The sequence below is a fragment of the Streptomyces sp. NPDC033845 genome, assembly GCF_055576225.1.
The window spans coordinates 570,927-587,905 of record NZ_JBVIRI010000003.1 but is presented as its reverse complement, the minus strand read 5'-3'; the positions used below and the strand labels follow the sequence as shown (position 1 = coordinate 587,905).

The following is a 16,979-nucleotide window of genomic DNA, read 5'->3' as shown; positions in this document are numbered from 1 at the left end:
GGCCCGCCCCCGGCCCGGGCCCGGGTGCTCTCAGCCGGCGTCGGCGACGCCGATGGGGCAGGAGACGCCGGTGCCGCCGATGCCGCAGTAGCCGCCGGGGTTCTTGTCCAGGTACTGCTGGTGGTAGGCCTCGGCGGGCCAGAAGGGGCGGGGGTCGGCCGGGAGTACGGCGGTGGTGATCGCGCCGTAGCCGGAGCCGGTCAGGACCTGCTGGTAGGAGTCCCGGGAGGCCTCGGCGGTGCGCTGCTGCTCGGCCGAGTGGGTGTAGACGGCGGACCGGTACTGGGTGCCCACGTCATTGCCCTGGCGGAAGCCCTGGGTGGGGTCGTGGGACTCCCAGAACAGCTTCAGCAGCTCGGTGTAGGTGACCTGGGTGGGGTCGAAGACCACCCGGACGATCTCCGTGTGGCCGGTCCGGCCGGAGCAGACCTCCTCGTAGGTGGGGTTCTCGGTGAACCCGCCCTGGTAGCCGACCAGGGTGGTCCACACGCCCGGGACCTGCCAGAACTTGCGCTCGGCGCCCCAGAAGCAGCCCAGCGCGAAGTCCGCGACCTCCAGCCCCTGCGGGTAGGGGCCGGCCAGCGGGTTGCCGAGGACGGTGTGCCGGTCGGGGAGCGCGAAGAGGGGCTCCGGGCGGCCCTTGAGGGCCTCCTCGGCGGTGGGGAGCTCGGGCGTGCGGCGGTACGAGAACATGCGTGGCCTCCTTGTGTAAGGGGAGAACGGTGCCGGACGGCCCGGGATTCCCGGTCACCGGGCCGGCAGCAGCCTCCGCAGCGGGCCACCGCCTCCGGCACCGTGGCGGCGGCACGTGCGGCACGTGCGGCTCGGTGCGGCTCAGTGCGGCAGGGTGGCCGGGGAGCCGCCGTTCGCCTCGTAGCCGCCGACCGCCATGGCGCGGAAGACCGCGTACATCTCCGCCGGGTCGGGGTTGTGCGACCAGGGCAGCGCGCCGACGAACCCGTCGACATGGCGCAGCTGCTCCATGGCCTCGGCCCAGCGCTCGCCGTTGACCAGGAAGAACAGCAGCATGTGGCGGACGTGCGCGAGCATCGGGTCGTCCTGGCGGGCCGAGTGGACCGCGTAGAGGGCGCCGTCCATCGCCCGGCTGACCACCGCGCTGCCGTAGAAGTTCTGCACCAGGGCGATGTCGGGCAGGTGCTCGTACACCGCGAACAGCGGCAGCGCGGCCAGCAGCGAGCCCTGCGGGGCGCGGGCCGCGGCGGCGTGCGCGAAGGTGTCCGCCTGCTCCCGGGAGCCGTGCCACTTCTCGCACCAGTAGTGCAGCGCCGCCAGGTGCGCGCCCAGGTGCTGCGGGGCCCGGTCCAGGACGTTCGCCCACAGGGCGTCGAACTCGGCGGGCCGGTAGGCCAGGCCGCGCGCCACGGCCAGTTCGGTGATGTACGGGACGGGGTCGCCGGGAGCCAGCAGGGCCGCCTTGCGGCAGGCGTCCCCGGCCTCCTCCAGGATGATCCGGTGGTCGTCCGAACCGACCCCGCCGGACTGCCGCCAGGCCTGCTGGACGAGGAACTCGGCGTGCACCTGCGCACCGCCGGCGTCCTTCTCCGCCTCCAGCCGCCAGGCCTTCAGCCAGCGCGCCCCGGTGCCCGGCTGCTGCGCCAGCTCCAGTGCGGCGGCCCCGGCGAAGGCCTGGACGCGCTGCCAGCGCTGCTCTCCCTCCTTGGGGGTGCCGGCCAGCAGCTGGGAGGCGGCCTGCCAGCGGCCGGTGCCCTGCACCACTTCGAGGGCGTCCATCAGGTCCTGGTCGGGGCCGGGGACCCGGATGTCGAGCAGCTCCTGCCGTACGAAGCCGTAGTCCGCCGGGTCGGCCGCGTCCGGGCTGCCGGGCGCGACGAGCCGGATGCCGCCGCGACGCCGTCGTATCCACGGGCCGATGACGGCCACCAGCAGGCCCATCGCGATCAGGAACCAGAGAATCTCCATGCGCCCAAGCGAACCAGACGGACCGCCCCGGAGGCGAATAGGCTCTGCCCATGAGCGACGACAGCCACCAGAGCCACGAGCACGAGCACCAGAGCTTCGAGACCCGCGCCATCCATGCGGGCAACACCGCGGACCCGCTGACCGGCGCGGTCGTGCCGCCGATCTACCAGGTGTCCACCTACAAGCAGGACGGCGTCGGCGGGCTGCGCGGCGGCTACGAGTACAGCCGCAGCGCCAACCCGACCCGCACCGCGCTGGAGGAGAACCTCGCCGCGCTGGAGGGCGGCCGGCGCGGTCTGGCCTTCGCCTCCGGGCTGGCCGCCGAGGACTGCCTGCTGCGCACCCTGCTGTCGCCCGGCGACCACGTGGTGATCCCGAACGACGCCTACGGCGGCACCTTCCGGCTGTTCGCGAAGGTGGTCTCGCGCTGGGGCGTGGAGTGGTCGGTGGCGGACACCTCCGACCCGGCGTCGGTGCGGGCGGCGCTGACCGACCGCACGAAGGTCATCTGGGTGGAGACCCCCTCCAACCCGCTGCTGGGCATCACCGACATCGCGGTGGTCGCGGACATCGCGCGGACGGCCGGCGCCAAGCTGGTCGTGGACAACACCTTCGCCTCCCCCTACCTCCAGCAGCCGCTGGCCCTGGGCGCGGACGTGGTGGTCCACTCGCTGACCAAGTACATGGGCGGGCACTCGGACGTGGTCGGCGGCGCGCTGGTCACCGCGGACGCGGCGCTCGGCGAGGAACTCGCCTACCACCAGAACGCGATGGGCGCGGTGGCCGGGCCGTTCGACTCCTGGATCGTGCTGCGCGGCATCAAGACCCTCGCGGTCCGGATGGACCGGCACGGGGAGAACGCCTCCAAGGTCGCGGAGATGCTGACCCGGCACCCGAAGGTGAGCCGGGTGCTGTACCCGGGCCTGCCGGAGCACCCGGGCCACGAGATCGCGGCGAAGCAGATGCGGTCCTTCGGCGGCATGATCTCCTTCCAGGTCACCGGCGGGGAGGAGGCGGCCGTGGAGGTGTGCAACCGCGCGAAGCTGTTCACCCTCGGCGAGTCGCTGGGCGGTGTGGAGTCGCTGATCGAGCACCCGGGCCGGATGACGCACGCCTCGGCGGCCGGTTCGGCACTGGAGGTCCCGGCCGACCTGGTCCGGCTGTCGGTGGGCATCGAGGCGGTCGACGACCTGATCGCCGACCTCACCCAGGCCCTCGGCTAGCAGCGTCTGCCCGGAGGGCCGGGCGGTACGGAGGGCCGACCGCCTCGGTGGGCTGACCGCCCGGTGGGCCGCCCCTCCCGGCGGCCATCCCGCGCCGAGGCCGTCGGTCCCGGAACCGGCCGGTCCCGGAGGCTGGCCGGTTGCGGCTACCAGCCCTCCAGGGGCGGGGCGACGGTCCGGGGCGGGGCGGACAGCGGATCGGTGAGGGCCGCCCACACGGCCAGCGCGACCAGGGCGGTCAGCACCAGCCACCAGCCCGCCCGGCGCAGGGCCCGGCGGCGCCGCTGGAGCCGGCCGCCGCGGGCCGCCGCCCGGCCGGCGAGGTCCGGCGGGACGGCCGGGTGCGGTCCGTCCAGCATGGCCCGGACGTCGAGTTCCTTGCGGTCCCGGGCCGTCATGCCGCGGCCCCCCGGCCCGCCGCCCCGCCCGGGCCCGGACTGCCGCCCCGTTCCCGCCGCCCGCCCCGGGGGGCTCGCACGGGGGCCCGCAGGATTGCTATCGCGCGGCCGCGCAGCACTCTGAGCCGCTCCTCGGGCAGCCCCAGCAGGGCGGCCGCCTGGGACTCGGCCACGCCCTCGTAGACCAGCAGGACGACCACCAGCCGCAGCTGCGGCCGCAGCCGGGCCAGCGGGCCGCCACGGCCCCGGTGGTGCCGCCAGGCGGTGCGGGCGAAGGCCGCGCACAGCTCCTGCCGGGTGTGGTCGTACGGGTCGTCCCCGCGCAGCCTCGGCCAGTCGGCGAAGGTCCGGGACAGCGCTCCGGACAGCAGTCGGCGGGCGGCCGCGGTCTCCCCGGGCGGTTCCGCGGTCAGCAGTTGGGCGACATGCAGCAGCCGGCCCGCCGCCCCCGCGACGAACGCCTCGAACTCGCCGAACTCCCCGCCCTGGTCGCCCCGTTGCACACGCTCATAGTGCGGTCAGCGGGGCCGTCCCGGTCAAGAGGCGCGTCAGGAGGTGGGGCCGCCCTCGGAGGCCGCGCCCATCAGGTCGGACAGCGACAGGTTGAAGCGGGTCAGCAGGCCGGTGAACGCCTCGCGCTCCTCCTCCGACCAGCCCTCCGTCACCCGGGCCATCAACTCGCGCCGGGAGGACCGTACTTCCTCCAGCCGGGCGAGTCCGCGCGGGGACAGCGCCAGGACCACCGCGCGGCCGTCCTCCGGGTGCGAGGTCCGCTTCACCAGACCGGTGTCCACCAGCGGGGCGACCTGCCGGGTGACGGTGGAGGAGTCGATGCCCATCCCGCCGGCCAGCGCCTTGACCCCCATCGGGCCTTCCAGGTCGAGCCGGTTGAGCAGCAGGTACGCGGCACGGTCCATCGAGTTGCGGGCCTGGCCGACCCCGCCGAGCCGGGTCTGCTCGGCACGCCGGGCGAAGAGCGCCACCTGGTGCTGGAGGGCGTCGAGGAGACCGGCTCCGGCGGGTGCACCGTCGGGCGCGGCCGATGCCGGCAGGTCGGGACTGGCCGGGGTGGAGGACATGGCCGTGTGCTCTCTTCGCAGGGGGGCCGACAAGGATGGGGCACAGCGTACGCGGCCGGGCTGTGGCCCGTATGCGTCGTGGCGGAACTGGAGGTGCCGGGTCCGGCACGAGTGGCGGGGCCGCCGGTCCGGGGCCGTGCCGGGGGTCAGTGTGCGGGAGTTCCGGCGAGCCGTGCACCGCGTTCCGCATGGCGAGATCCGGCCACCGGCGCGCGGCGGCGGGCCGGCGGGGGCCCGGCGGCGGTCCGGCGGAGCCCGGGTACGGGCCGGTCGGGGGCGGGGCGCGGGGCGGGTGCGGGGCGGTCGGGGCCGGTCGGGCGGCCCCGCCGGACCGCCGGGCGGCCGCAGCCCGTGCCTGCCCGCGGTCGCAGCCCGCGCCCGCCCGGGCGGCGGCTGCGAGACTTGCCGCATGAACTACCGCGTGCCCCATCCCGTCCCCCAGGTGATCCTCGACGACATCAGGGGGGCCCAGAAGATGCTGTCCGGGGTGGCGCGGATGACGGCCATGGAGGGCAGCCGGCACCTGACCGCGCTCACCGGCTCCCCGGTCCACCTCAAGTGCGAGAACCTCCAGCGCACCGGCTCCTTCAAGCTGCGCGGCGCGTACGTCCGGATCGCCGGGCTGCGCCCCGAGCAGCGGGCCGCCGGGGTGGTGGCGGCCAGCGCCGGCAACCACGCGCAGGGTGTGGCCCTCGCCTCCTCCCTGCTGGGGGTGCGCTCCACCGTGTTCATGCCGGTCGGCGCCCCGCTGCCGAAGGTGGCGGCGACCCGGGACTACGGGGCGGAGGTGCGGCTGCACGGCCAGGTGGTGGACGAGACCCTGGCCGCGGCCGAGGAGTACGCGGAGCGGACCGGCGCGGTGTTCATCCACCCCTTCGACCACCGCGACATCATCGCCGGCCAGGGCACCGTCGGCCTGGAGATCCTGGAGCAGTGCCCGGAGGTGCGGACCATCCTGGTCGGCATCGGCGGCGGCGGGCTGGCCGCCGGGATCGCGGTGGCCGTCAAGGCGCTGCGCCCGGACGTCCGGGTGGTGGGGGTGCAGGCGGCGGGTGCGGCCGCCTATCCGCCCTCGCTGGCCGCCGGCCATCCGGTGTCCGTGGACAACCCGGTGACGATGGCCGACGGCATCAAGGTCGGCCGGCCCGGGGACGTGCCGTTCCGGATCATCGGGGAGCTGGTGGACGAGGTGCGGACGGTGTCCGAGGACGCCCTGTCCAGCGCCCTGCTGCTCTGTCTGGAGCGGGCCAAGCTGGTGGTGGAGCCGGCCGGGTGCAGCCCGGTGGCGGCGCTGCTCAGCGAGCCCGAGCGGTACGGCAGGGGCCCGGTGGTGGCCGTGCTGTCCGGCGGCAACGTGGACCCGCTGCTGCTCCAGCGGATCCTGCGGCACGGCATGGCGGCGGCCGGCCGCTACCTCTCGCTGCGGCTGCGGGTCGCGGACCGGCCGGGGGCCCTGGCCGGGCTGCTGGGGGAGCTGTCGGTGGTGGACGCGAACGTGCTGGACGTCAGCCATGTCCGGACCGATCCGAGGCTGGGGCTGACCGAGGTGGAGGTGGAGCTGCACCTGGAGACCAAGGGACCCGAGCACTGCCGGGAGGTCGCCCGCCACCTCCACGCCGCCGGCTACCCCGTCATCGGCTGACCCCGCCCTTTTCCCTTCCCGCCGGTGTCGAAAACTCCCGGGCGCCACGCGATATAGCGCGATACCGTGGCCCACTTGGGCGTATCTCGACTATCGCCCATAGCATTTGCGTAGGAAACACCCGAAATAAATCTGGGAGAATCCATATGCCAGGCGCGATCTACGCCGAAGGTCTGGTGAAGACCTTCGGCGACGTACGGGCCCTGGACGGGGTGGACCTCGATGTCCCCGAGGGAACCGTCCTGGGCCTGCTCGGGCCCAACGGCGCGGGCAAGACCACCACCGTCCGCGTCCTGACCACCCTCCTGCAGCCCGACAGCGGCAAGGCCGTCGTCGCCGGTATCGACGTGCTCAAGCACCCCAACGAGGTCCGCCGCTCCATCGGCCTCTCCGGGCAGTTCGCCGCCGTGGACGAGTACCTGACCGGCCGCGAGAACCTCCAGATGGTCGGCCAGCTCTACCAGATGAACTCCAAGGCGGCCAAGGCCCGCGCCGTGGAGCTGCTGGAGCGCTTCAACCTGGCGGACGCCGCCGACCGCACCGCCAAGACCTACTCCGGCGGCATGCGCCGGCGCCTGGACCTCGCCGCCGCCCTGGTCGTCCAGCCGCCCGTGATGTTCATGGACGAGCCGACCACCGGCCTCGACCCCCGCAACCGGCAGGCCCTGTGGGAGGTCATCGAGGAACTGGTGGCCGCCGGCACCACCCTGCTGCTCACCACCCAGTACCTGGAGGAGGCCGACCGGCTCGCCCACGACATCTGCGTGGTCGACCGCGGCAAGGTCATCGCCCGGGGCACCTCCGACCAGCTCAAGGCCCAGACCGGCGGCGAGCGGGTGGAGGTGGTCGTGCACGACCCCGCGCACATCGAGGACGCCCGCCGGGTGCTGTCCGTGTTCGGCAAGAGCGAGACCTCCGTCGAACGCCACACCCGCAAGCTGACCGTGCCGGTCAGCGGCGGCGCGAAACTGCTCGCCGAGGTCATCCGCGAACTCGACGGGCTCGGCATCGAGATCGACGACATCGGACTGCGCCGCCCCACCCTGGACGACGTGTTCATCTCGCTCACCGGCCACGCGGCCGAGCTGACCGAGGAAGAGAACGGTGACGGCGGCAAGGAGGAGGCGAAGTGACCCTCACCGACAACACCGCGGCCACCCCCGGACCGGCCGCCCCGCGCCCGCGCGGCGGGATCGTCCAGTCGGTCAACGACTCGCTGGTCATCGCCAAGCGCAACCTCATCCGGATGTCCCGCATCCCGGAAATGATCATCTTCGGCGTGATCCAGCCGGTGATGTTCGTGGTCCTGTTCAGCTATGTCTTCGGCGGCTCCATCAGCGTCGGCGGCAGCCTCTCCTCCCAGGACTACCGGGAGTTCCTGATGGCGGGCATCTTTGCCCAGACCGTCACCTTCGCCACCGCCGGCGCGGGCGCCGGCATCGCCGACGACATGCACAAGGGCCTGATCGACCGGTTCCGGTCGCTCCCCATGGCCCGCGGCGCGGTCCTGACCGGCCGCACCCTCGCCGACCTGGTGCAGACCGCCCTCACCCTGGTGGTGCTGGCCCTCGTGGCCCTGCTGGTCGGCTGGCGCACCCACACCAGCGCCCTGGAGGTCCTGGCCGGCTTCGCCCTGCTCCTGCTCCTGGGCTACGCCTTCTCCTGGATCGGCGCCCTGATCGGCCTGTCCGTACGCACCCCGGAGGCGGCCACCTCCGGCGGGCTGATCTGGCTGTTCCCGCTCACGTTCATCTCGAACGCGTTCGTCCCCTCCGACAACATGCCGACCTTCCTGCGGCACATCGCCGAATGGAACCCGTTCAGCGCGACCGTGCAGGCGGCCCGCGAGCTGTTCGGCAACTTCCCGCCCGGCTACCAGGCCCCGGACGCCTGGCCGATGCAGCACCCGGTGCTCGCCTCGGTGATCTGGTCGGTCCTGATCATCGTCTTCTTCCGCACCCTCGCGGTCCGCAAGTACCGCTCGGCCACCGCCTGACCCGGGCAGCCATGGGCCCCCGCCGCGCGAAGCGGCGGGGGCCCACGTGCGCCGTGTCAGACCACCGAGTCGAGGAACCGGCCCCAGACGGCGGGGGAGGCGGCGAGCGTGCCCGCGCCGTGGTTCTTGGTGTCGCGGATCAGGACGGTGCCGGGAAGGTTCTCGGCGACCTCGACGCAGTTGTCGTCGTCGCCGCTGTGGGTGGACTTGTGCCAGTTGGGCTGCTCGGTCATGTGTGATTCCTCAGGGCTTCCCGGATGAGCTCTTCCGACCCGCTGACCCCTACGGCCTCAGCGTGGAGCTGATCATAAATCTTCTGGTGTCGCTCCACGTCCTCGATGTCCTGCATGTACCGGCCGATGCCGAATCCCTCGGTGTAGGCGGAGCGTTCACCGTTCGGCTGGGCGAGCAGGCTGATGGAGCCGGGGATGGATGGAGCGTCGCGGGCCAGGACCTGTACGTGGATGTTGGGCCGCGTGACCATCTTGAGCAGGTGTTCCATCTGCTCCCTCATGACGGCCCGGGAGCCGATCACCGAGTCCAGCGCCGAGCGGGTCAGGGTGACCCACAGCCAGGGCGCGTCGGGGCCCTCCAGGACTTCCTGGCGCTCCATTCGGCGTTCCACGGCCGCCTCGACGTGGGCGGCCCCGCCGGGGGAAGCGAAACGCACGATGGCGGCGGTGTACTCCGGTGTCTGGAGGAGGCCCGGGATGATCGGCGAGTACTCGCGAACGGTCTTCGCTGTCCGCTGCTTCGCCAGGAAGGCCCTGGCGTAGTCCTTGAACGACTCGTTCCGCGTCAGCGGATAGAGCTCCATGATCGCCCCGCCCGCGTCCAGCGCCGATTCCAGCCGCTCCGCGAGTTCCCGGTTCGGCGGGTCGTTGGCCGTCTGCACTTTGATGATGCGCGTTTCTGAGACGAATACCAGCGCAGCGAGGTCCTTCGCGTTGAGTCCCCGCAGGTCCATCAGGTCTCTGACCTTGGCTCCCAGCAGGCCTGCCGGCGTCGACCGGTCCAAATCCTTCCGCGGTCGGGCCATGCCCCAACTCCGTTTCTGCGGAACGCATTCGTGCACGTTGAAACCCCTGGTGAGCGTATCCAGTGGGGGCCAGGCTCATACCCAAGAAGCGGAAACAGGCAGGGGACGTGACGGCATGCCGACGATGATCGAACCGGAGTTCGCCCGGCAGTTCAGCAGTACGCGCAGGGGCGCGCGGCTGGCGCGTCGGCTGGCCGTGGTCCGGCTGGCCGACTGGGGAATTCCGGCCGGAAGTCCGCATTCGGATTCCGCCGCCTCCGTCGTGGCGGAACTCACCGCGAATGCCGTCACCCACGGGCACCGCCGCGACCGGCGCTTCCGGCTGCGGCTCCGGCTGCGGGCGGACACCCTGTTCATCGCGGTCGACGACGCCAAGCCGGAGGCGCTCCCGTCCGCAGCGGCCCCGGACGCGTACGGGGAGGGCGGCCGGGGCCTGGTCCTGGTGGCGGCGTTCGCCTCCCGGTGGGGTGTGGACGTCCGGCTGCCCACCAAGACGGTCTGGGCGGAGCTGGACCTGGGCTGAAGGACCCCGGCCCGGCGGCAGACGCGGAGGCCCCCGCCGCGGTCGCGGCGGGGGCCTCCGTGCGTATCGGTGCGGGGGTCGGTCAGCCGGTGTAGGGGCGGACCGCCAGGATCCTGACCTGGGCCTTCTTGCCGTTGGGCAGCTCGTACTCGGCGTCGTCGCCGGTCTGCTTGCCCATCACGCCGGAGCCCAGCGGGGACTGCGGGGAGTAGGTCTGGATGTCCTCGGAGGCGTACTCGCGGGAGGCCAGCAGGAACTCCATGGTGTCGTCCGGGTCGCCGTCGAAGGCGATGGTGACGACGGTGCCCGGGGCCACCACGCCGTCGGCCGCCGGGGCCGTGCCCACCTTGGCGTTCTCCAGCAGCTGGGTCAGCTGGCGGACCCGGAGCTCCTGCTTGCCCTGTTCTTCCTTGGCCGCGTGGTAGCCGCCGTTCTCCCGGAGGTCACCCTCCTCGCGGGCCGCCGCGATCTTGGTGGCGATCTCCGTACGGGCGGGACCAGACAGGTATTCCAGCTCGGCCTTGAGCTGGTCGTACGCCTCCTGGGTCAGCCAGGTGACGTTCTCGCTCGTCTGGGTCACAGGTGCTCCTCGTCGGTACAGGGGAATACATGGCCGCGCACGCGAAGGGCGTGCGGGCGAAACCACGAGCCTAACAATTCGGGGGGAAAAGAGGGAGGACACCGTCGTATCAAGTGTGTCCGTGCCGGTCAGCGCGCCGGGCGCTGCTCCGGACGGGTGGACGCCGCCGCCTCGACGGACCCTGAGCGGGCCCTGAGCGGGCCCGGACGGGTTCCTTGGTCAGCCGGCCGGGGTGCCGGCGACCTGGCAGCCGACCAGTTCGATCATCGTCGCACGGCCGGTGGTCCTCAGGGTGACCAGCTCGTCCAGCCGCTTGCCGGGGGCGTCGAAGGTGAAGTCGGCCCGGCCGACCTCGGCGTGCGACTCGTCCTGCGAGCTCAGGGTGCAGACGCCGGTGGCCCCGGCCTCCTTGCGGACCTCCAGGTGGACCTTCACCTCGGAGTCCGACACCACCTCGTACTTGATCACCTCGGCGCTGACGTCCTGCCCGGCCACGTAGTCCCAGCCGATCCAGCCGACCAGGGCCAGCAGGCCCACACCCAGCACGGATCCGACGATCTTGAGCTTGCGGTCGGCGGTCTGGTCCGCGGAACGGCCGTAGCGGCCCTCGGGCAGGCCCTCGCGCAGCGAGCTCATGATCGGATCCTCTCTTCGGGGGCCCCGGAATTTTCCGTCCCCCGATTCGGTCACTATAGAAGCCGCCGATCGCGCCGAATCACAGAGGATCCTGTCTTGACCGACTTGACCGAGCAGCTTCGACTGATGGCCGTCCACGCCCACCCCGACGACGAGTCGAGCAAGGGTGCGGCCACCATGGCCAAGTACGTGTCCGAGGGGGTACCGGTCCTGGTCGTGACCTGCACCGGTGGAGAGCGCGGCTCGATCCTCAACCCCAAGCTCCAGGGCGACAGGTACATCGAGGAGAACATCCACGAGGTGCGCCGCAAGGAGATGGACGAGGCCCGCGAGATCCTCGGCGTCGAGCAGGAATGGCTCGGCTACGTGGACTCCGGCCTCCCCGAGGGCGACCCGCTGCCTCCGCTCCCCGAGGGCTGCTTCGCGCTGGCCGACGTGGACGAGGCCGCCGGCCGCCTGGTGCGCAAGATCCGCGCCTTCCGGCCGCAGGTCATCACCACGTACGACGAGAACGGCGGATACCCGCACCCCGACCACATCATGACCCACAAGATCACGATGGTGGCCTTCGACGGTGCGGCCGACACCGTGAAGTACCCGGAGGACGAGTTCGGGCCGGCCTTCCAGCCGCAGAAGCTCTACTACAACCAGGGCTTCAACAAGCCCCGCACCATCGCCCTGCACGAGGCCCTGCTGGAGCGCGGCCTGGAATCCCCCTACGGGGAGTGGTTGGAGCGCTGGAAGGAGTTCGAGCGCAAGGAGCGGACCCTGACCACCCACGTGCCCTGCGCCGACTTCTTCGAGATCCGGGACAAGGCACTGATCGCCCACGCCACCCAGATCGACCCCGACGGCGGCTGGTTCCGGGTCCCGATGGACATCCAGAAGGAGGTCTGGCCCACCGAGGAGTACGAGCTGGCGAAGTCCTTCGTCGACACCTCCCTCCCCGAGTCCGACCTCTTCGAGGGCATCCGGGAGAATGTCCTCTCATGAGCGCTACGCAGGCTACGCACGCGGCCATGGCCCAGCTCCTCCCGCTGGCCGGAGACACCTTCGACAAGAACAAGGTGACCCCGGGCATCCTCGGGTTCCTCGTGTTCGCGGCCCTCGCCGTCGGCGTGTGGGCCCTGATGAAGTCCATGAACCGCCACATGGGCCGAGTCGACTTCGAAGAGGCCCCCGCCCCGGCCCAGACCACCCCGAAAACCCCGTCGGCCACCTAGCCCCGGGTCCTCCGGCCGGGCCCGGACCATGGCGCGCCCGCGCCTGAGGGCCGGGCCTTGGCGCGCCCGCGCCTGCGGGCCGGGCCGGGCTGGCCCTCGGCCTCCCGGCCGGGCCGGCCCTCGGCCTCCCCGCCCCTGCGGCCCCTGGGCCTCGCCCTGCCCTACCGCCTCGGGCCGGGCCCTCGGCTTGGCCGCGCCCCGGCGCCGTCCGGCCTGGGGCCGATCGGGCCGGTCACGGCCCGCGGGTACCGGCTTGCGGCCAGGTCGGCCAGGGCTAGGGCCATGGCCCGACCGACCGACCGACCGCCGCCGGACGACCATGGTCAAGGACCGGGGTCAGGGGGAGGCCGTGGGGACCGGGACGCCCATGATTTCGCGGGAGTGGCGGTCCGGCACCATGCGCAGGCGCCAGCCCTGCCAGCCCTCCGCCGGCTCCACCCCCCGCGCCAGCACCAGCGCGTACGCCTCCACGCAGTCCTCCAGCCGCGCGTCCCGCAGCGGATGTCGGGCGGCCGCCAGCTCGGCCAGTTCGGTTCCGGCCGACGCCGCCTCCCCGGCGTACGGCAGCAGCGTGCAGCGCAGGAACCGGGCCCAGTCCTCGCCGCGCCGGTCCCCGTACGTCCCGAACAGCCCGGCCGCCTCCCCGCACAGGGCGAGCGCCTGCGGGATCCGGCCGTTGCCCGCGTCCACCACCGCGAGCTCCAGGCAGGTCCAGCCCTCCCCGTGGGCCAGCCCGATCCGGCGGAAGTCCGCCCGGGCGTCCACCAGCAGCTGCCGGGCGAAGCCGGAGTTGCGCAGGTTCCCGGTCCGCGCGGCCCGCTGGTCGCGGGTCACCCGGCCGGAGTGGTGGCGGGCGCACGCCAGCCCGTACACGTCCCGCATCCGCGAGAACATGGTCCGGGCCCGCTCCAGCTCGCGCAGCGCCCGGTCCGGCTCGCCGCGTTCCTCCAGCGCCTGCCCCAGGTAGTACAGGGTCCAGGCCTCGCCGCGGGCGTCCTCCGCCTCCCGCTGCCGGGCCAGCGCGTCGGCCAGCCCCTCGACGGCCGCCGCCGGATCCCCGGCCACCAGCCGGGCCCGCGCCAGCTGGGTGACCGCCCAGGCCTCGCCGCGGGCGTCCCGGGTCCGCCCGTACAGGTCCCTGGCCAGCCGGAACTCCGCCTCGGCGGCCGGCACCCCGTCCATCCGGAGGAACACCTGGCCGCGCTGGAAGTGCGCCCAGGCCTGCCCGTGCACGCTCCCGCTGTCCCGGTGCAGCCGCAGCGACTCCTCCAGCAGCGCCAGCGCCTCCGTGAGGTGGGCCAGGTCCCGTTCCACCGCCGCGAGCGCGTGCAGCGCCCACGCCCGGTCGCCGGCCAGCTCCTCGCCGGCCTGGAGCGCCACCGCCTCGCGGATCTTCGCGGCGGCCTCCGGGAGGTGGCCCTGGTGGTGCAGGGTGATGCCCAGCGAGACCAGGGCGCGGGCCGCGCCCGGCTCGTGGTTCGCCTCGCGGAACTGGTCCACGACCTCGGTCAGCGTGGTCCGCGCCTTGTCCAGCTCGCCGAGCTGGCGGGCCGCGATCCCGGTCCGCCAGCGCACCGACCGGACCAGCTGCCCCCGCTCGGCGGTCCGGGCTGCCGGGGCCGACCCGGCGGCCGGGGCGCTCCCGCTGGCCCCAGTGGCCCCAGTGGCCCCAGTGGCCCCGCTGGCTCCGGTGGCCTCCTCCACCGCCTGGGTCAGCTCGTTGATCTCGCCCAGCCGGTAGAGGTCCCCGCGCAGCAGGCAGTGGTCGCACAGGGCGCCCAACAGGTCCAGCACCGCCTGCTGGTCCACCCCCTCGGTGTGCCGCAGCGCCGCGGTGATGAAGGAGGACTCCTCGTCCAGCCAGCGCAGGGCCGCGTCCAGCGAACCGAAACCGTGGCCGCCGAACTGGTCGGCCCGGGTGGAGGTCTTCCCGTCCACCATGCGGATCACCCCGTCGGCCAGCTGGGCGAGGTTGCGGATCAGCCGCTCGTGGGCCGCGGCCGTCGCCTCCCGGCCGGCCGGCCGGAACGGCCCGGAGGCCGCGTACGCCCGCACCGCGTCGTGCATCCGGAACCGGTCCCCGCGCACCCGGTCGATCAGCCCGGCCCGCCACAGCTCCTCCAGCGCCGAGAGCGCCTCCGGCTCCGGTACGTCGAGCAGCGCGGCGGCGGCCGCCGGCCCCAGCGAGGCCCGCCCGGCGAGCGGCAGCCGGGCCAGCAGCAGCCCGGCCGCCTCGCCCTGCTCCCGGTCGGCCACCGCCACGGCCCGCCCGAGCACACTCCGCCCGCCGACACTCCCACCGGGGCCGGGCTCGGGGCGTACGGGCTCGGGGCCCGGCTCAGCGCCGGCGCCTACGGGTTCGGCGCCTGGTTCAGCGCGTACGGGATCGGCGCCTACGGGATCGGTACGTACGGCCTCGGGACCCGGCGCGGCCAACGCGGCCACCAGCTCGGCGGGGGTCCGCCGGTCCAGCAGCGGGCCCAGCATCCGCAGGGCCAGCGGCAGCCCGCCGGCCGCCTCCGCGAGGGCCTCCGCCCCCGCACCGGCCGGCCGGGCGCCCCCGTCGGTGAGCAGCCCGACCGCGTCCGCGCCCGCCAGCGGGCGCACCTTCAGCCGGTGCACCCAGGCCGGCGTCCCGGCCGGCAGGTCCAACGGCTCGCGGCCGGTCACCAGGACCAGCGAGTCCGAACCCTCCGGCAGCAGCGCCGCCACCTGCTCCGCGTCCACCGCGTCGTCCAGGACCACGACCACCGCGAGCCCCCGCACCTGCTGGTGGTACAGCTCGACCAGCCGGCGCAACTGCTGCTCCACCGAGGAGCCGTCCCGGAACAGCAGTCGCTCGCGCGGGGCGCCCAGCCGGTTCAGCAGGTGCAGCAGCGCCTCCCGGGTCGACAGCGGGGCCTGCCCGCCCGGCAGACCGCCCCGCAGGTCCACCACGCAGGCGCCCCGGTACTGGTCCCGCAGATGGTGGGCCACCCGGAAGGCCAGACTGGTCCGGCCCACCCCCGGCTCCCCGTGCAGGACCACGACCACCGGCCGGGTCTCGGTACTGGCCCGGGCCGCCTGCACCCACTGCGCGATCCGCCCGACCTCCGCCCGACGCCCGACGAACCCACCAGCGGGCTCCGGCAGTTGACCGAAACTCTGGGCCAGCACACTGCGCTGCCGGGCCTCCGCGCTACGGTCCACCCCGCGCAGCACCGGCCCGCCCGGCTGCCCCGAGCGCGGGGCCCGCGCCTTGGCCCGGGCGGCCCGCTGCTGCTCCAGGAACGGCCGTACCCCGCGCACCTCCAGCGCCGACAGCCAGCTCAGCCGCAACTGCTCCGGCCCGCCCGGCTGGCTCAGCGCACCGGCCCGGCGGTGCGCGGCCGGCAGATGGGTGGCCGTCACCTTGGTCACCGTCGCCACCGCCCCGGCTACCCCGACCAGCGCCCCGGCGCCCAGCGAGGTGCCCGGCTCCACCCCGAGCGCCAGGTCCGCGGCGAAGGCCGCCACCGAGGCGACCGCCGTCACCAGCAGCGCCGTCGAGGTGTTGCCCCGCCGGAAGGCCTCCCCGAGCGACTGCTCCCCGGCCGCTGCCGCGTCCAGCGCCCGTACGTACGCCTCGTACTCCTCGGCGGCACTCGCCGCCAACGCGTCCAGGGCCTCCCGCCCCCGGGCCAGCAGCACGCCCGCGTCCGCCCCCTGCGCGTCCCCGCGCCGCATTTCGTCTTCGACGGCCCGCTCCAACAGCCGCTCCGCCTCGCTCCGATGGCTGTCCCGCATCAGCATCCCCCTCCGAGCGCTCCGGTCGAGCACCCCAGTGTCCTGCGCCCCAGACCCGAAGGCGAGCGAATCTGAGCTGCTTCAGAGCTACTTGACCCCCCACCGCCCGTGACATTCACGTCGCTGACGAGGTGCGCGAGTGGATCGACGGCCCGGACGAGTCCGCGTTCGCGACGCTGGTCCGGGCACCGGACGTACTGACCACAGGCGTTCCCGCACCGGGGCGGCCGCCGTCCATGGCGCCGTAGGATCCCGCTGGGTCGCCGGAGACAAGTCGGGCCGGTGGAACGATGACGGTGACATCGCCGCCATCGCCTGAGGCGCCGCCTCGCGGTGCCCCTACAGGGCCCCGAGGTCGACCGTGACGGAGAAGGGCGCCGTGGCCTTCACCGTGCCGGTGAACACCTCGCCGTCCCGGTAGGCCTTGGTGGCGGGGTCGAGGATGTACGTGTAGACGAGCGGGACGCCGGTGGCGGCCTGCTCGACCCGCCAGTAGAAGGGGATCCCGGCCTTGGCGTACTGGTCCACCTTCACGACCCGGTCGGTGGTCTCCGAACCGGGCGACACGAACTCGACGACCAGGAGCACGTGCTCGGGGCGGGTCGGGGTGAGGTCGATGGTTTCCGCCCGGTAGACGATGACGTCCGGGCGGCGGTTGGTGAGGGGGACGTCCTGCAGCCGGACGTCGAAGTACGTGTCCGCGTTCCAGTCCGGGCCTGCGGCGGCGTCCAGGGCGTTGGCCAGGAGGCGGGCCAGCCGGTTGTGACGCTTGGAGGCGCTCGGGCTCACGACGACCATTCCGTCCACGATCTCGATGCCGGCGCACTGCTCCTCGGTCCAGGAGTCGTACTGCTCCGCGCTGATCTGGCTGTGCATCCACGCGTGCGCCACCATCTCGGCGGTCATCGTGTGCCTCCTTCGAGGAGCCTCGGCG

18 protein-coding genes are annotated in these 16,979 nt (G+C 73.4%); 7 read left to right on the top strand and 11 right to left on the bottom strand.

Going from position 1 to position 16,979, the window contains the following annotated elements; translation table 11 throughout:
* Positions 1 to 30 precede the first annotated feature (30 nt).
* Positions 31 to 693 (bottom strand): peptide-methionine (S)-S-oxide reductase MsrA, encoded by a 663-nt coding sequence (gene msrA / locus ACZ50K_RS09745; RefSeq protein WP_468899795.1) that lies wholly within the window; start codon positions 691 to 693, stop codon positions 31 to 33.
* A 141-nt stretch (positions 694 to 834) separates the two neighbouring features.
* Positions 835 to 1,941, bottom strand: coding sequence for a hypothetical protein (locus ACZ50K_RS09740; protein WP_468899792.1), 1,107 nt, complete (start codon positions 1,939 to 1,941; stop codon positions 835 to 837).
* Positions 1,942 to 1,991: 50 nt separating this feature from the next.
* Here ACZ50K_RS09740 and ACZ50K_RS09735 point away from each other — a divergent pair, with 50 nt between their 5' ends.
* Positions 1,992 to 3,164 (top strand): cystathionine gamma-synthase, encoded by a 1,173-nt coding sequence (locus ACZ50K_RS09735; protein ID WP_468899790.1) that lies wholly within the window; start codon positions 1,992 to 1,994, stop codon positions 3,162 to 3,164.
* 146 nt (positions 3,165 to 3,310) lie between these two features.
* On the opposite strand, the gene ACZ50K_RS09730 is transcribed toward ACZ50K_RS09735, so the two are convergent.
* From ACZ50K_RS09730 to ACZ50K_RS09720, 3 genes are read right to left on the bottom strand one after another with little or no spacing between them, the layout of a single operon-like run.
* Positions 3,311 to 3,562, bottom strand: coding sequence for a hypothetical protein (locus tag ACZ50K_RS09730; protein WP_468899788.1), 252 nt, complete (start codon positions 3,560 to 3,562; stop codon positions 3,311 to 3,313).
* The gene (locus ACZ50K_RS09725; protein WP_468899785.1) at positions 3,559 to 4,065 is read right to left on the bottom strand and encodes an RNA polymerase; all 507 of its coding nucleotides are present in this window, start codon (positions 4,063 to 4,065) and stop codon (positions 3,559 to 3,561) included. The genes ACZ50K_RS09730 and ACZ50K_RS09725 overlap by 4 nt, the downstream gene beginning before the upstream one ends.
* Before the next feature lie 45 nt (positions 4,066 to 4,110).
* On the bottom strand, positions 4,111 to 4,641 hold the full coding sequence (locus ACZ50K_RS09720) for a MarR family winged helix-turn-helix transcriptional regulator (protein ID WP_468899782.1): 531 nt from the start codon (positions 4,639 to 4,641) through the stop codon (positions 4,111 to 4,113).
* Between the two features lie 409 nt (positions 4,642 to 5,050).
* Between ACZ50K_RS09720 and ilvA the strand changes: the two genes are divergently transcribed.
* The 3 genes from ilvA to ACZ50K_RS09705 all read left to right on the top strand — a co-directional run bounded on the left by ilvA (position 5,051) and on the right by ACZ50K_RS09705 (position 8,279).
* A complete protein-coding gene (gene ilvA / locus ACZ50K_RS09715; RefSeq protein WP_468899779.1) occupies positions 5,051 to 6,283 on the top strand; it encodes a threonine ammonia-lyase in 1,233 nt (410 codons plus the stop codon).
* Positions 6,284 to 6,429: 146 nt separating this feature from the next.
* Positions 6,430 to 7,416: an ATP-binding cassette domain-containing protein gene (locus ACZ50K_RS09710; protein WP_468899776.1), complete on the top strand. Its 987-nt coding sequence runs from the start codon at positions 6,430 to 6,432 to the stop codon at positions 7,414 to 7,416.
* Positions 7,413 to 8,279, top strand: a complete 867-nt coding sequence (locus ACZ50K_RS09705) for an ABC transporter permease (RefSeq protein ID WP_468899774.1) — start codon at positions 7,413 to 7,415, stop codon at positions 8,277 to 8,279. The genes ACZ50K_RS09710 and ACZ50K_RS09705 overlap by 4 nt, the downstream gene beginning before the upstream one ends.
* A gap of 56 nt (positions 8,280 to 8,335) precedes the next feature.
* Here ACZ50K_RS09705 and ACZ50K_RS09700 read toward each other — a convergent pair whose 3' ends face one another.
* Both ACZ50K_RS09700 and ACZ50K_RS09695 read right to left on the bottom strand, forming a co-directional pair.
* Positions 8,336 to 8,512, bottom strand: a complete 177-nt coding sequence (locus tag ACZ50K_RS09700; protein WP_468899771.1) for a DUF397 domain-containing protein — start codon at positions 8,510 to 8,512, stop codon at positions 8,336 to 8,338.
* On the bottom strand, positions 8,509 to 9,318 hold the full coding sequence (locus ACZ50K_RS09695; protein WP_468899769.1) for a helix-turn-helix domain-containing protein: 810 nt from the start codon (positions 9,316 to 9,318) through the stop codon (positions 8,509 to 8,511). Before ACZ50K_RS09695 ends, ACZ50K_RS09700 begins: the two co-directional genes overlap by 4 nt.
* Positions 9,319 to 9,433: 115 nt before the next feature.
* On the opposite strand from ACZ50K_RS09695, the gene ACZ50K_RS09690 reads away from it, so the two are divergent.
* Positions 9,434 to 9,841, top strand: a complete 408-nt coding sequence (locus ACZ50K_RS09690; RefSeq protein WP_468899767.1) for an ATP-binding protein — start codon at positions 9,434 to 9,436, stop codon at positions 9,839 to 9,841.
* 82 nt (positions 9,842 to 9,923) lie between these two features.
* Here the strand turns inward: ACZ50K_RS09690 and greA are convergent, their stop codons facing one another.
* Entirely contained in the window at positions 9,924 to 10,421 is a 498-nt protein-coding gene (gene greA / locus ACZ50K_RS09685) for a transcription elongation factor GreA (protein ID WP_468899764.1), read from the bottom strand.
* A gap of 219 nt (positions 10,422 to 10,640) precedes the next feature.
* A complete protein-coding gene (locus ACZ50K_RS09680; protein ID WP_468899761.1) occupies positions 10,641 to 11,057 on the bottom strand; it encodes a DUF4307 domain-containing protein in 417 nt (138 codons plus the stop codon).
* Between the two features lie 105 nt (positions 11,058 to 11,162).
* Here ACZ50K_RS09680 and mca point away from each other — a divergent pair, with 105 nt between their 5' ends.
* Together mca and ACZ50K_RS09670 are read left to right on the top strand one after the other, a co-directional pair.
* Positions 11,163 to 12,050, top strand: coding sequence for a mycothiol conjugate amidase Mca (mca, locus tag ACZ50K_RS09675; RefSeq protein WP_468899926.1), 888 nt, complete (start codon positions 11,163 to 11,165; stop codon positions 12,048 to 12,050).
* Positions 12,047 to 12,280, top strand: a complete 234-nt coding sequence (locus ACZ50K_RS09670) for a hypothetical protein (RefSeq protein ID WP_468899758.1) — start codon at positions 12,047 to 12,049, stop codon at positions 12,278 to 12,280. Before mca ends, ACZ50K_RS09670 begins: the two co-directional genes overlap by 4 nt.
* A gap of 336 nt (positions 12,281 to 12,616) precedes the next feature.
* On the opposite strand, the gene ACZ50K_RS09665 is transcribed toward ACZ50K_RS09670, so the two are convergent.
* Complete coding sequence (locus ACZ50K_RS09665) at positions 12,617 to 16,045, bottom strand: tetratricopeptide repeat protein (RefSeq protein ID WP_468899755.1); 3,429 nt, start codon at positions 16,043 to 16,045, stop codon at positions 12,617 to 12,619.
* Between the two features lie 339 nt (positions 16,046 to 16,384).
* The gene (locus tag ACZ50K_RS09660) at positions 16,385 to 16,951 is read right to left on the bottom strand and encodes a Uma2 family endonuclease (protein WP_468899752.1); all 567 of its coding nucleotides are present in this window, start codon (positions 16,949 to 16,951) and stop codon (positions 16,385 to 16,387) included.
* Positions 16,952 to 16,979: the final 28 nt, after the last annotated feature.

Excerpts from the sequence above, each read along its gene's own strand:
- ACZ50K_RS09670 (WP_468899758.1), top strand. The coding sequence starts at position 12,047 with ATGAGCGCTACGCAGGCTACGCACGCGGCCATGGCCCAGCTCCTCCCG.
- ACZ50K_RS09665 (WP_468899755.1), bottom strand. The coding sequence starts at position 16,045 with ATGCGGGACAGCCATCGGAGCGAGGCGGAGCGGCTGTTGGAGCGGGCC.
- ACZ50K_RS09735 (WP_468899790.1), top strand. The coding sequence starts at position 1,992 with ATGAGCGACGACAGCCACCAGAGCCACGAGCACGAGCACCAGAGCTTC.
- ACZ50K_RS09660 (WP_468899752.1), bottom strand. The coding sequence starts at position 16,951 with ATGACCGCCGAGATGGTGGCGCACGCGTGGATGCACAGCCAGATCAGC.
- ilvA (WP_468899779.1), top strand. The coding sequence starts at position 5,051 with ATGAACTACCGCGTGCCCCATCCCGTCCCCCAGGTGATCCTCGACGAC.
- ACZ50K_RS09680 (WP_468899761.1), bottom strand. The coding sequence starts at position 11,057 with ATGAGCTCGCTGCGCGAGGGCCTGCCCGAGGGCCGCTACGGCCGTTCC.
- ACZ50K_RS09690 (WP_468899767.1), top strand. The coding sequence starts at position 9,434 with ATGCCGACGATGATCGAACCGGAGTTCGCCCGGCAGTTCAGCAGTACG.
- ACZ50K_RS09710 (WP_468899776.1), top strand. The coding sequence starts at position 6,430 with ATGCCAGGCGCGATCTACGCCGAAGGTCTGGTGAAGACCTTCGGCGAC.
- ACZ50K_RS09700 (WP_468899771.1), bottom strand. The coding sequence starts at position 8,512 with ATGACCGAGCAGCCCAACTGGCACAAGTCCACCCACAGCGGCGACGAC.
- ACZ50K_RS09740 (WP_468899792.1), bottom strand. The coding sequence starts at position 1,941 with ATGGAGATTCTCTGGTTCCTGATCGCGATGGGCCTGCTGGTGGCCGTC.
- ACZ50K_RS09695 (WP_468899769.1), bottom strand. The coding sequence starts at position 9,318 with ATGGCCCGACCGCGGAAGGATTTGGACCGGTCGACGCCGGCAGGCCTG.
- ACZ50K_RS09720 (WP_468899782.1), bottom strand. The coding sequence starts at position 4,641 with ATGTCCTCCACCCCGGCCAGTCCCGACCTGCCGGCATCGGCCGCGCCC.
- msrA (WP_468899795.1), bottom strand. The coding sequence starts at position 693 with ATGTTCTCGTACCGCCGCACGCCCGAGCTCCCCACCGCCGAGGAGGCC.
- ACZ50K_RS09730 (WP_468899788.1), bottom strand. The coding sequence starts at position 3,562 with ATGACGGCCCGGGACCGCAAGGAACTCGACGTCCGGGCCATGCTGGAC.